Below are 13587 nucleotides of genomic sequence, written 5' to 3'. Positions count from 1 at the left end.
AACTAGTCTATTAGTGTAATGACCAATACACATTTATAAGTAGGTATGCTAAACAACCTGGCTATTGTGAGAACATGAGGTTTTAATAAGTTGAAATACCTGTAGAGTAGCGTAAATCAAATATGACTCGACGTAGGACTTCCGTTATACATTAGGAAGCTTAGAGTACCTCACTTCCGAATCGACGAGTATTTGCCGTCAAATTATGTTTCGTCTCTGATGAAGAAAAAATTTCGCTCCATCACATCGGTACATCTGTATGCGGAAGCGGAAGGGGATTTTCAGAAATAAAACTAGATGGAATTTGGGCTCACGCGTACCCGCAGTCGTTTGAAAGCCCAGAGGGACCCATAAAACATGAAGATTTAAGGTTTTCTTCTTAAATGAATGATACGTCATTAAGCTATTTCTGGTGACCTCATAATACGAAAGGGCAGGATAGCGTGGTGCTCTGGTCGAATTGTTTACCGAAGATAAGCCCTAAAGTTGCCAAATTGCGAGGGATAGCATGAAAAGGAAATCTAAAGAGGCATTTTCTAATGACGCGTTAGATTGTACTGATTTATTGTCATTAGGTATGGAGTATTTTGGGTTTAATGACCGCGCTCGAAAAACGATGGATAGCTTTTTTGATTATGAATACCAACAAGGTGAAATCGAACAGAGGATCAAGAAGAAACTTGCAAGCGCATATATGGCCTTCTTAGGAAAGACCAATTTCAGAGATAGGTCGGATATAAACAACAAAGTTCTATTCGATAAGTTATCAGGAGAATTAGCAGAAATCAAAGAAGAACTGGGATTCAGCTAACGGGAAACGATAGTTGAATAATACATGGAGGTGTGCCCTTAATTGTATTTCAATATGACTAAAACATTTTCGTATTTAATGATTGTCGCAGGAATTTTGTTGATTGGTCTTGGGTTATGGCAATACATGCCCAAATCATTTTCATCTGATACTCCAGATAGCGAGTTTATGTCGATTACTACGAAAAGAGTTATATTTCCGATATTAGGTCTCATACTAAGCTTAATTGGTTACACCTTAATAAGGTTTGTTCGTGAGGTTGAAGATGAAGTAAAATCGCTTAGAAATGAGATAAGTCTTTTAGCCCAAAAGGTAGAAAAGAACACCGAGAAGAGTCGTAATTAACGATTACTTTTTTGTTAAACTAATGGGACACGATAGTTCAATGCTGAAGGGCTATCGCGTTGTAGTCCTTCGCTCAACTAACGGGCAGGTTTGCTCAATGAAATTGTGATAAAGTGGAAAGTTATGATTTTATCAGTTTTCTGCTTAGGGAGTTGAGTTGAGTGAATTCTTTGTCCTTGCTAAAACAATCAAATGTAAAATATCTATTATTGATACCTTCCTCAGTTATTTCGATAATCGTCCTTTTTTGTTCTTATGTCTCGATATTCGGTTTTGAATATGAACACCGTTTTAGAGAGGAGTACATTGGTCCAGAAACGGGTTCGAAAGTTATTGGAGTTTTAATTATATTCGTTTATCTTATTTTTACCTATTTAGTGACGTGGTTTTATAATCAAGACATTAATGTTATTGTCTTGCGACTGATCAGATCTTTATTTAATACCGCTGTTATCGTTACTGTTGGGTTCTTATCGAGTTTCCCATTGATGCTTTCCGCTTACCTTTCTCTTTTATACTAACGGAGAACTATAGCTTCACAATCACTAGGACGAGGCTGCCGGCATAAATCGGCTGCCTCGTTGAGCTAACTGGCAGGATAGCGCAATAAAAGGTGATGTTTTACTGTACCGAATATTTATATATAAGTTGTACTGTAGAGAGGGAGATAATAATGGATTACGGTTGGATATTGTTAACTGATGAAGAAGAAAAAGAATTGTGGTCAAAATTTAATAAGGTATTTCATCCTAGACCAAGCAAATCAATTTTCCCTTCATATATCCCAACTCCGTTTATCCAGTATGATATATCTAATTGTTATACGGAAGAATTCATTCAAGATTTCGAAGACAAAGCTGCTTCAGCATTTCAAAATTGCACAACTCCTGGAGAGCATATTTACGCACTAGATTGGCAACATGATTGCTATTTAGTAGATGCTCGAAAAGAGTTCCCTAGACATGTACCTTGGAGAGTAGACAATGGAGAATGGATAATTTCAATTTATCCGGATGGAGATTATCATTTTTTTCTAGCCAGTGACTTTTCATGGGGGATTTTAGGTCATCCATGGGAGAATACCATTACTATTTATGGGGATAAACTTTTAAGCTGTTTCTCAAAGACACAGCCGATGATGCTTCATAAAGTAATTAAAAGGATAGAGGACAGCTAAGTTAAAATCTTTGAACTAACGGCGAACGATATCTCAAAACAGCGTCAGTCTACGACCTTACTATAAGTCTATGGTTCACGCTGTTTCTATATCTTAATACTTCTATAAGGCACATGTGGGAGATGGACGATTTTGAAGTGTTGCCCTCAGATATTAGTATCCTCACTTAAAGCATGAACGTCAGGGAATTGTATTTACTTTTGCAAACAATCAATAGACGTAATTGGAAAAATAAAGTAGAGTTTTAAGGAAATATAGGGAGGTCACATTGTGAAAAAGGCATACATATTTACTTTTTTATTATCCGCTTCATTACTTACCGCCTGTGGAAACAGTGCTGTAGAAGCCAAGGTGACAACGCTGCCGGCTTCAATTAAAGAAGCAACCAGTGAGTCCAAGCCGACACCTAGTCCGTCTCCTGAGGTTACAATAGCTCCATCTGAGATTCCTGTTCAAGATAATGCTGAACATACCGATGAAGTTATAGTTGCTGCTGAAATAGATACCTCTGTATTTGCTTTTGCCCAAAGCGTTGATATAACTGATGCCAGGGACACTAATAAACATATTGATCTTGTCGTAAATATGAGTGAAGAACTAACTCCTGCGTTAGCGACTAAACATGTTTTCTTACAAACATATGATTTTTTACAACAAAAGGACATTGAAGGTGCTGATACAATCACTATTGGTGTAATGAACGAAAAATTTCGAGTTGCGCAAATTACAGTTGACTGCAAGAAGTTTGAGGCCGGCGAAAACTTATTAACCTCTGTAATGGCTGCTTCAAAAATCGATAAGATGGACGATGTAGTTGTTCAATTCGGTAAGGAAACCGGTTTCTGGTGAACTACCCAAATTGTGAAAATAAAACTTCGACAAATAAAGCCGCTTGCGAATTTTGGTTTCGCAAGCGTTTTTTACGTAGTGCATGCTATTAATTGTTACGGTGTGCTGATCTTGCTAATCGATCACTCCGCCGTAATCAATAATCTCTCCATCTTGCCAGGCGACGATTGGGGTTTGATTAAATTGAGCTACAGCGAGTTGGTCGTCCGTGGTTAGGCTGAATCCGGATTTAAACATTTTATTTCTCCTCAGTGTCTCTAGTATTCTGTTCATAGTCTTTTAATATCTCTTCGCGGGTTCTGAAATCTCCAGGTAAATAATAACTGATAGGTAGTACATTTAGTTTGAGAAATGCGACTTCAAAATCATCATAAGCATATTGAGAGAAATAACTAATATCTAGTAGGTTATTATCGGGTGGTAAAGTGTTATATGTCATTATGAAACCTAGTGGTGCGAACCCTATTTCACTAAAATGTGAAAGTCTGCCTCTTTGATAGGCATAGCTTTCTCCACTTTGTCTTGAAAGATTAGACATTGTTAAATAGGCATAAACCTTAAATTTGGGGTCAATATAACATTGATCTTTATTCAAGATGAATTTAATGAGTTCTTCGTTTCTTTGAGCAAACTCAGGTTTATTTACTGAGCAAATCATTGCAATAATTTGTTTTATTAATCGAAGAGGAAATATGTAGTACGGATATTGTAACGTCAGTTCGCCTTTTGACTTATTTAATAAAGAAGCTGCTTGATATGCGAAATTAACATATTCATCAGCATACCAGCTTCCGGTTTTATTATTACAATAACCGCATAGTGTATAACCCCCGGCTCCTCTTTGTTGAATAGGAGCATGTTTTGGAGAATAATCGGGACCTTCATTCGAATAATCATTAAATTTTGGTGTTTTTACTTGTTGATTATTAAAAGCTGCTTGTGGAGGGAGATGCTCAAAGGTTAGCTCCGTATCATCGCCGCATATATGGCATACTCCAAAGTGTTTCTTTCGAGAAATATTATCCCCTCCTTTTGACCTAATACTTTCGACACCAAAAGAGGAATTTCCTTCCTATTGTCGAAATGGGTTTTGAGGAGAGGATGAGGGATGACAAATGCGCAGTTATTTACAATTATAATTTCTTTTTATGCTGCTTTGGTTTCAACTGCAGTCTTCGTATGGAATGTTGTTAATACATTGAGGGATAGAGGAAGAATAAAAATAGGTGGTTTTTTCGGTCATTCTATTAGTATCGGAGCTCAGTCCCAAAAGATACTGTATTATGAATTCGTTAATGCGGGAGGATCACCTGTAACCATCTGTAATTTCGGAGGAACTTTTAAGAAAAGGTACATTCAAGACGGGAAGTCGGAGTTTATTATCAATACCCCAGGTTTACCGAAGAAGTTGGAACAGGGTGATCGATTCCAAGTTACATTTGATGAATTCTCAAGTATCGATGAACGAGTAAAAACAATGTGCATCTATGATACAACAGGGAAAAAGTACAAAATGAACAATAAACTACTGAAAAAATTAATCATTGATAATAAAACCTTTTGATACTTGAGGTGAGTTTGTAAGAGATAAAATCATTTGTTAGCGTTTTTTTTTGTATGATTATGGTGTCCACTTTTTGCTCACGGAATTGCGTGTCAATTACATAACTCAATACCCATATGAATTATCGTAAAAAAAGACTGGTAGCTAATTTTCGGTGTTAAAGAGAGGTGGAGCCCCAGCATCATGTACTGGAGCTCCATATACGATATTTTGGTATAGCTATGGGCAGAAAATGCGGTGTCCATTTGGTGTCCAAGCCCCTCAAAAACAGTGTCAATTTACCCTATCTTATAATAGAAGGGAAAATATTCATCGACGTATTTTCAGGGCGTATCTAATGTTGCAGGAGGGTGTCACGGGGCTAGGGTAAGCCTTCCAAGCTAATAGCGTGGGTTCGATTCCCATCACCCGCTCCAACTATTTAAACCCGAAAGCCTTGCGCAGCAAGGCTTTTTTTGTTGTTTGATTTCCGAAGGAAATGAAGCCTGCCCCTATCTTGGGGCAGGTTCTGGGGTAAAAAGCAAATGTGAATTGTTTTTCTATAATCAAGCCGCCAGCTTCGAAGACTATTTGCAACCAATCAGCAGTGAGCATTTCGCCACACCTAAGCCGCCTAGGAGTAGGCCAGGTTAAAGCATCAAACGCTGTAGGAGTTCGTACAACGCCGTTCTTTTATACGGGAGGCAATAAAAATGTATTAGAATTAGAACGAACATTCGCATCGGAGTGAGGAGCATGATCGAAAAATAAGTAGGTCGGACAGTTCAGATTATCTATAGCGATCGAATATGAAACATTTCCGCATTACAGAGGTCAGGGCCAACGCACCGATAGGGTTAAAGCAGGTTTCATATAGTGGAATATTCTTCATATATCTTACGAGTTTCAGTGTACCCTCAAAAAAGCGTCATACCCTCCGAATAGTTGTAGTTGTTACATAAACTATATACTCATGGAGGTAATAAAATGAAAAAGACTGTAATTATGGCTGGTGTAATATCACTTAGCCTAATAGCGTCCACTGCTTTTGCTGCACCTGGAAATCAAGGAAAAAACGAAGCAACTATTAAAGTAGAAGCAAAAGGGACTACTGTGAGCGGATCCGTCTATAACGACGGAAAGGACAATGGCTCTAAAGGTCTTGAAAATGCGTATGAAAATGTCAAAGATAAGCCCGCAGGCGTCCGGATTGCGGAGCTGCTAAAAACAAAATATAACATTGATGTGAATGCTGACACTAGTTTAGCTACACTGGTTACTACATTGGAGAAGGATGGACAACTAAAAGCTGCGGCAGAAGTGCAAGCTGACATTGTCTTACAAGATCCAACCAATATTGAAGAATATAAGACACTTAGCAAAATCAAAGTGAAGCTAGGCGACAAAAAAGTGAAGGTTTATGTAAATGGCAAAACGCTAGGTACTGAGGTGTCTCCCGTAGTTGAGAGCGGACGCACGCTTATTCCGTTCCGCGCGATCTCCGAGTCGCTAGACGCCGTAGTTACTTACGATAATGTTTTGAAAACGGTGACCGTTACGCGTAATGGTGTCGTGGTCAAACTGACGCTAGGTAGCAAAATCGCTACGATTAATGGGAAAACCGTTACGCTCGAAGTTGCCGGTAAGGTTAAAAGCAACAGAGTTTTAGTACCACTACGTTTTCTAAGCGAGGCACTGAACACTAATGTAACATGGGATACAGAAACCTCCAGCGCTATCATTATTGATAAAAAAAAATAAGCTTAATTATCTAAGCATGTTAACTGAATTTTAATTTTAAAAACAGCCCTTCATATTCTTATGAATATGGAGGGCTGTTTTGCATATGATTTCCCGTATTTGAATAGCGGTAACAGTTGTTCACGTTGACTATCTGTTTTGGCTAGCGCCACAATCGATGGCGATTAATATTTACATTGCTAGTATAGCAGTATTAAATTATTCTATATCTACATGCGTTTCCTTTTATTGGCTTACCTCATTGTTTAGCTATTGTTACACGTAAGCACAGCGTGTTGTATTTTTTTGAGAGTATAGAAGAAGTTTTTTTATAAGTCCAGTTTGCTTTGCATAGAATCTAAGATTTCATACCCTAAACCTAGGAAGACCAGCATCGGATGAGGTTCAATCTGTTTATTTGTTGTCATTAATAAAAATTAAGGAGTGATAAACATGAAGAAATACCAAAAGTTGCATGATGGCATTTATATGGGTGGTGCAGATGACGTAGAGGATATGGTCAATAATGAAAATTGTGATGTAATTATTGACCTGCGCGACGAGGTTTCTGCACCATCCACAGAAAATCCTAATCTGGAATACATTCATATACCGTTAATTGATGGAGAACAAACGGAAAATCAGGATCAATCGCTTAAGAATGCTATTAACACAGTTATTCAGGCTAGCAAAGAAGGTAAAACGGTTGCGTTTCACTGTGCTGCTGGCCGTAACCGTACAGGAAGTGTGGCTATTGGGACATTAATATCACTCGGGTTATTCGACACTTATGAAGATGCAGAAAAAGAGGCTCAACGACTTCGGCCTGAAATCATTATAAAGAAGCCCCTTAAGGAATCGCTGAACAGAATGTTTCCAAAGGAATAAAAACTATTTTAAAAAAACAGGATATCGCAGATAAATAGGTGTTCATTTGTGAAATTATAGGGGCTCATAACAAAGGCGTAACGAAAATGACCAGTTTTGGGTCTATTGCATTATTTATTACGACATTAGTTTTTTAGGGAAAATTTGGGGCAACGCTATTTCAGAAACTGACTTCGATTCCCACCCTCTCCAACTATTTAAACCCGAAAGCCTTGCGCAGCAAGGCTTTTTGTTGTTGTTCATCTATTTTCACAGTTATTGAATCCAGTGTTGCATTTGTACTCACATGGGATGATCAATTGCTTTATTTCTTTCGGCAGTTTTCATATGGATGCCATCCTTTACTACGAGTGTTCCTCATTCAAGAGAAGTTAACTCTCCTGTGTTTATAGAATAAATTTTAATCAGATCTTTTTACATATTTCCAATATAGCTACCTTCAAGTCATAATGGCCTGTTGTTCACAAGAGACGCAATTATGCTGCGTGCATTCTCTAGAGGCACTGTTCAGACAAACAGAGGGCAGCCTTTGTTATTATATAAAGTTTTTCTAAACGCGCTGCTCCCATTTACCAAAGCTTAACGGAAGATTGATATTCACGTAATATTCGATCTTTACAATTAAGTTAACTTATTAGAAATGGGAGTGAGTCGCTTTTGAAGATTTATAGCAAAAGGTTGATATCGCTATTGTTGGCCGCTGAAATTACGGCTAGCATGGCACTGGTTGCCGGTCCGGTCATGGCAGCGGGTCTGCAGCCTATCGGAACACCATACACAGTAGATAATACTTACGACATTAGCGTTCCGCACGTAGTCATTAATCAAGTGTATGGTAGTGGTTTAGCCGGTGATTCAAGCGTGCTGGTATCCCACGGGTTCATTGAGCTTTATAACCCGACTAATAGCGATATCGATCTGACGGGATGGTCGCTGCAATACGCCGACCCCATCACCAATCCAGAGACAGTTCCTAATGGGGATTGGAAGATGCTCAAGCTGGCAGGTACAATCAAAGCTCATTCATCATTTCTGATTACTGGAAAATCCACTGGAGCGGCAAATCCGAAAGTAGATCTGTCGACAAAATCGGATCAGGCTTTTGATCAGTTTATTAATAATAAAGGGATGAAGGTTGTTCTAATGAGCAACCAAACGGTAATTGCAGAAGCCAATCCATTCCTCACCAAGCCCGTGGGCTATGTCGACATGGTAGGTACAGGAAGCAATGATAAAGACAGCAAAATCGATGGTTATGAAACCGACTATCCAACAGGCTCCGCCGAGGGGACGTCGAAGAAGAAATCCATTCGCCGCAGCAACTTTGCAGATACGGACAACAATAAATTGGATTTCAAGCAAGTCGATTACGAAGCGGCTACCGGGGATGCTCTGCTCGCAGCATCGCCTCGCAGCAGCGCGGATGGCGCATGGGGACCAGGCGTTGTACAGCCGCTAACAATCAGTACAGCTGCTTTGACGGATGGTTATGTGGATTCAGCATATTCAGCATTCGTACAAGCCACTGGAGGAACAGCTCCGTATGCGTTTACAGCAACAGGATTGCCTAATGGGTTAAGCATGAATACAAGCGGCGAGCTGGTCGGCACACCTACGTCAGCCGTATCAGAAGCGGCTGTGACAGTGACGGTAACGGATAGTACGGGAGGAACACCGCTTAGCATTTCAAAATCGTTTAAGCTTACGATTAACGCGGAGATAGCGGCAGCTAACCATGTGCTTATTAATGAAGTATATGGAGGAGGCGGCAAAATCAATAAGGAAACGCCTCCGGTTGCAGCACCTTACCTGTATGATTTTGTCGAGCTCTATAATCCGACTTCCGAGCCGATTTCGCTTGCAGGCTATCACTTGAAATACAGCAATAAGGGTGCGACTACCATTCAAGGTTATGATTTCGACCAAGATGCGGTTATGATGCCTAACGATTATTACCTTGTACGCCTAGAAGCGACTTGGGGAAATACGAGCGACAAAAACTACGGCGAAGCCTTCGAGGCTGATGCTTACGCGAGCACGAAGGAACAATCGATCGGCATGTCCGATACGGATGGAACAGTAGAGCTGTATCAAGGAACTTACGCTTCAGAGTCAGTTGTAGATGCAGTAGGCTTTGGCAGTCTAACAACTTCGCTGCATGAAGGGGCTTCTGCAGGTAATGGATCGTCGCTGCCTGCTGCAATTAAAGGGGTTCGCCGCGTGAACTTCCAGGATTCGAACAATAATGCAATTGATTTTGCAATTGTGGACCCATCTCCTACAAAGTCTGGCGATGCGGAAGGTGAGACGGAGGTTGTACAGGGCTTCGTGAAGCTCATTGGATCGCTTCAGTCGCTGGAAGCTGATACAAACGTCGTGATAGAGGGCTTGGTAACAACGCCGCCAGTAAAAGCAGATAACGCTCAAGCAACAGCAGTGCGCTATGTACAATCGTTTACGGGTGCGATTGCGGTAGAAGGCATGGATGCATCAATCCCGGTCGGCGCAGAAGTACGCGTAACCGGTATGGCAGGTCTTCATGAAGGTGAGATTCGCGTAAAAGGTGATCCGCAGGTACTGAGGCTGAACAACGGCATCTACAGTCTGACGGCAGAGGATACGTTTGACAGCTCGATGCTCGTTGTGGACAAGCTATCGATGGTAACGTTCGATATGCATGGCAGAAGAGTTGCAACAACCGGTAAGGCTGAGGCCATTAACGAAACGGCAAAAACAATCCTGCTGGACAACGGGATGCTCTTGTATGTGAACGGAGCTTTGCCGAAGCTTGCTATTGGCGACACGGTGAAAGCGACCGGCGCAATCGGCGTGTATGAAGGAAGCATCCGCCTGGCAATTGTTGATGCTAGCACGGATATGGATATTGCACCTGTATCCGAGGCGTTTGACGATACGCTGAATGTGACAAAAATCGGAGAGTATGCCGTTGGCCTATTCAATAAAGAAGGCGGCGTTGCCGAAATCGTCAAATTCAACAAAGATAACGGCAAGTTCTATTTGGTGAATGGCTCTGGCAATCCTCCGAGCTTGGATATAGTAGGCCTTGGTAACGGAAGCGGGACACTCATCAAGGAAAAGACGATAACGGTTAAGGAGCTAGCGGAAACAGACGGCTTCTTGTATGGCGATTTGACGAGCGTAGACATTAACAATGTCACGAAGCATGTCTCGGTAACCGTGCAGGAGGCGGATTCTCTTAAAGCGGGTAAAATATTAGTCCTCGACTATGACGGAAATTTGGTGACGACTTACAAAACAGGCGTGCAGCCCGATATGATTAAATCGACATCGGATGGTAAGTATATCCTTAGCGCCGACGAGGCTGAGCCGCGTCTGGGCACGACCGATCCGAAGGGCAGCGTGACGATCGTCAACACGGAAACGGGCGTGTCAGCGCAGGTTTATTTTGACGATGCATCGGTAATTGAGGATGGCGTTCATATTCGCGGACAAGCGGATCCTGCCGACGGCAAGATTAAGTCAAGCGGAACGAAAGCGGACGCGCTTTATGATTTGGAGCCGGAGTATATTACGTTGTCGGAGGATAACAAGACAGCGTATGTATCGCTGCAGGAGAACAATGCGATAGCGTTAATCGACATTGCAACGAATAAAGTGAAAGCCGTGAAGGCGCTAGGGTTGAAGGATTACAATGAAGCGCGCAATGCGCTGGATCTTGTCAAAGACGGCGAAATTAAGCTCGAAAATGTCCCTTTCAAAGGCATGTATATGCCGGATGGCATCGCATCCCACACGATTAACGGACAGACTTACCTGTTTACGGCAAACGAAGGCGACGTAACCGAGTGGCCGAATCGTACGAACGGAAGCACGATCGGCGCTTTGAAGGTAAGTCTTGATCCTAACTCTGCGGCGGCTATTTTCCTTAACGGAAAAACCGCGTATGATGGAGTTGAAGTGGCAAGCGATATGGGCAATGACAGCATCTATATGTATGGCGGACGTTCCTTCTCCATCTGGAACGCGGATTCAATGGACCAGGTCTTTGATAGCGGCAGCGACTTCGAGGCGATAACGGCAAAACGTCTGCCTGCGTATTTCAATACGAGCAATAGCAAGACTGCCCTTGATGACCGCAGCGGGAAGAAGGGGCCGGAGCCAGAGGATATCAAGACTGGAAAAGTAGGCAGCAAGGTGCTTGCATTCGTAGGGCTTGAGCGTATCGGCGGCTTCATGACTTATGACGTAACAGATCCTGCGAACGCGAAGTTCGTCAATTATACGAATTCCCGTGAGTTTAAGGATAGCCAAGGCAAGGACAATTTTAATACAGACACTGGCCCTGAAGGCTTGGAATTTATTCCGGCTAGCATAAGCCCAACGGGACAGCCGCTTCTATTGGTTGCCTATGAGGTTGGGGGCAAGGTCGGCGTGTATCAGTTGAATGTTTCAAAAGTAACCGTAGACCGTGTCTCATTGGCCATTAAAGTAGGAGATTCGGCAGTGAAGCTGAACGCGACCGTGGAGCCGGCAGCCGGCAGCCCGGCAACTTCCGTGTGGTCCTCTTCGAACCCAGCGGTAGCAAAAGTAGATGCTAACGGCAGTGTGACGGCAGTTGCGCCGGGTACTGCAGTGATTGCTTCGACAAGCGCAGATGGTTATGGTTTAGCCGAGACGAAGGTAACTGTAAGCGAAGGTAGTGTAAATCCTACGCCTACGTTGCCAACACCCACGCCTGCTCCAGGCAAATCGGACACGACTATCGTGAACGGTGATACTGTGAAGGCGGTAACGGATATTGAGGCAACGACAGACGGCAGCGGCAAGTCGACAGCGATCATTAAGACGAGCCAAGTAGCATCAGCGCTTGAGGCTCTTAATAATGCAGCAGGCGGCAAGCCGGGTGCGATCGAATTTAAGGCGACATCCAATAAGGCTGCCGTATCGGCGTCGATCCAATTCGAGAAAGAAGCCATTGCCCAGCTTGCGTCGAGCGGGCTGAAGACGCTTAGTCTGAGTACGGAGCTCGGTATTATTTCCTTCGATTCCAAGGCGATCGGTACGCTTACCGCAGCTGCAGGGAAAGAGCAGGTTTCAATCGTTGTGAAGCAAGCCGACAAAGAAAAGCTAAGCGAGTCAGCCAAGCAAATGATTGGCAGCCACCCGGCCTTTGAATTCGATGTGACGGCGGGCAGCTCGGCTGTAACCGATCTTCTTGGCGGGAAAGCGAGGTTAAGCATTCCATACACGTTGAAAGCGAACGAAGACAGCCATGCGATTGTCATCTACTATGTAGGCAGTGATGGGCAGCCTGTCGTTGTGCCTAACAGCGTATATGATGCGCTGACGGGCCAGCTGCATTTCACGGTCGGCCATTTCTCTACGTACGCGGTTGGTTATAACCAAGTTAGCTTTGGCGATACGGCGACAAGCTTCGCCAAGGATTCTATCGTATATCTTTCCTCTAGAGGCATCATCGGAGGCATGGGCGGCGATAAGTTCGCACCGAAAGCAAATATGACAAGAGCGGACTTCGCGCTCATTCTTGCTCGCATTGCCGGAGCAGACTTGGATGCAGAACAAACTTCAAGCTTCACAGATGTGAAGGCTACCGATTATTACGCGGGTGCAGTTGCATGGGCTTCCGAGAATGGCATTGCCGGAGGCACTGGCGACGGGATGTTCGAACCGAAGGCTAATATTAGCCGCGAGCAATTGGTAACGATGATCGTGAGGTTCAGCGAGCTAATGGGGTTTGCATTGCCAAACCATACAAATGTACAAGCCTTTTCAGATGAATCTTCGATAAGCGGATTCGCGAAGGAAGCTGCAGCAGCTGCACAGGCGGCAGGCATCATTAACGGTAAAACAGCAGCGGGAGGCGGGGCTAGCCAATTCGCGCCGAAGGATGCTGCTACCCGTGAGGAAACAGCGAAAATGCTCGCAATATGGATTCAATTAATGGCATAAAGAAGCAGTAAGCTAAACCGCGTCGTCTTTCATGGAAAGGCGGCGCGGTTTTTTGATGTTAAATGTTGGCTGGGCGGTTTGGGAAAGGAGCGAACTGCCCGCGGATATGCGGCTGCGATGTTTTTGGGCGGATTGGGCTGAGGGCTTCAACCCTGTAGGTTTTTGTAGTATGATGGTAGAAGTCAAAAAAACGTTCATGTTGTACATGCAAGCTTATGAAGTGATTTCAGCTTCGCAATACAAGTAAATGCTTACGGAGCGATTTCGCTTCGCAAAAATTTA

The 13587-nt window shown here is 42.9% G+C and carries 10 protein-coding genes; 8 read left to right on the top strand and 2 right to left on the bottom strand.

Going from position 1 to position 13587, the window contains the following annotated elements; genetic code table 11:
• Nucleotides 1-508 precede the first annotated feature (508 nt).
• The 4 genes from AB4Z29_RS24905 (at nucleotide 509) to AB4Z29_RS24890 (ending at nucleotide 3182) form a co-directional block, all read left to right on the top strand.
• Nucleotides 509-811, top strand: a complete 303-nt coding sequence (locus AB4Z29_RS24905; RefSeq protein WP_441945688.1) for a hypothetical protein — start codon at nucleotides 509-511, stop codon at nucleotides 809-811.
• 42 nt (nucleotides 812-853) lie between these two features.
• The gene (locus AB4Z29_RS24900; RefSeq protein ID WP_441945687.1) at nucleotides 854-1156 is read left to right on the top strand and encodes a hypothetical protein; all 303 of its coding nucleotides are present in this window, start codon (nucleotides 854-856) and stop codon (nucleotides 1154-1156) included.
• 673 nt (nucleotides 1157-1829) lie between these two features.
• Nucleotides 1830-2333 carry a DUF2716 domain-containing protein gene (locus AB4Z29_RS24895; protein ID WP_441945686.1) on the top strand — a complete coding sequence of 168 codons (504 nt, stop codon included), beginning with the start codon at nucleotides 1830-1832 and terminating at the stop codon, nucleotides 2331-2333.
• Between the two features lie 270 nt (nucleotides 2334-2603).
• Complete coding sequence (locus AB4Z29_RS24890) at nucleotides 2604-3182, top strand: hypothetical protein (RefSeq protein WP_441945685.1); 579 nt, start codon at nucleotides 2604-2606, stop codon at nucleotides 3180-3182.
• A gap of 114 nt (nucleotides 3183-3296) precedes the next feature.
• Here AB4Z29_RS24890 and AB4Z29_RS24885 read toward each other — a convergent pair whose 3' ends face one another.
• Nucleotides 3297-3419, bottom strand: coding sequence for a hypothetical protein (locus AB4Z29_RS24885; RefSeq protein WP_441945684.1), 123 nt, complete (start codon nucleotides 3417-3419; stop codon nucleotides 3297-3299).
• An 871-nt stretch (nucleotides 3420-4290) separates the two neighbouring features.
• Here AB4Z29_RS24885 and AB4Z29_RS24880 point away from each other — a divergent pair.
• Nucleotides 4291-4746, top strand: a complete 456-nt coding sequence (locus AB4Z29_RS24880; protein WP_441945683.1) for a hypothetical protein — start codon at nucleotides 4291-4293, stop codon at nucleotides 4744-4746.
• Between the two features lie 417 nt (nucleotides 4747-5163).
• Here the strand turns inward: AB4Z29_RS24880 and AB4Z29_RS24875 are convergent, their stop codons facing one another.
• Entirely contained in the window at nucleotides 5164-5340 is a 177-nt protein-coding gene (locus AB4Z29_RS24875) for a hypothetical protein (protein ID WP_441945682.1), read from the bottom strand.
• 372 nt (nucleotides 5341-5712) lie between these two features.
• Between AB4Z29_RS24875 and AB4Z29_RS24870 the strand changes: the two genes are divergently transcribed.
• From AB4Z29_RS24870 to AB4Z29_RS24860, 3 genes are all read left to right on the top strand, one after another.
• Complete coding sequence (locus tag AB4Z29_RS24870; protein WP_441945681.1) at nucleotides 5713-6486, top strand: stalk domain-containing protein; 774 nt, start codon at nucleotides 5713-5715, stop codon at nucleotides 6484-6486.
• Between the two features lie 432 nt (nucleotides 6487-6918).
• A complete protein-coding gene (locus tag AB4Z29_RS24865) occupies nucleotides 6919-7353 on the top strand; it encodes a protein-tyrosine phosphatase family protein (RefSeq protein ID WP_441945680.1) in 435 nt (144 codons plus the stop codon).
• Nucleotides 7354-8010: 657 nt separating this feature from the next.
• The gene (locus AB4Z29_RS24860) at nucleotides 8011-13305 is read left to right on the top strand and encodes a choice-of-anchor I family protein (RefSeq protein ID WP_441945679.1); all 5295 of its coding nucleotides are present in this window, start codon (nucleotides 8011-8013) and stop codon (nucleotides 13303-13305) included.
• Nucleotides 13306-13587: the final 282 nt, after the last annotated feature.

Source organism: Paenibacillus sp. 2TAB23, from assembly GCF_052115165.1.
Lineage (GTDB): Bacteria > Bacillota > Bacilli > Paenibacillales > Paenibacillaceae > Pristimantibacillus.
The sequence above is the reverse complement of the archived record's forward strand: the minus strand, read 5'-3'. Positions and strand labels throughout refer to the sequence as shown.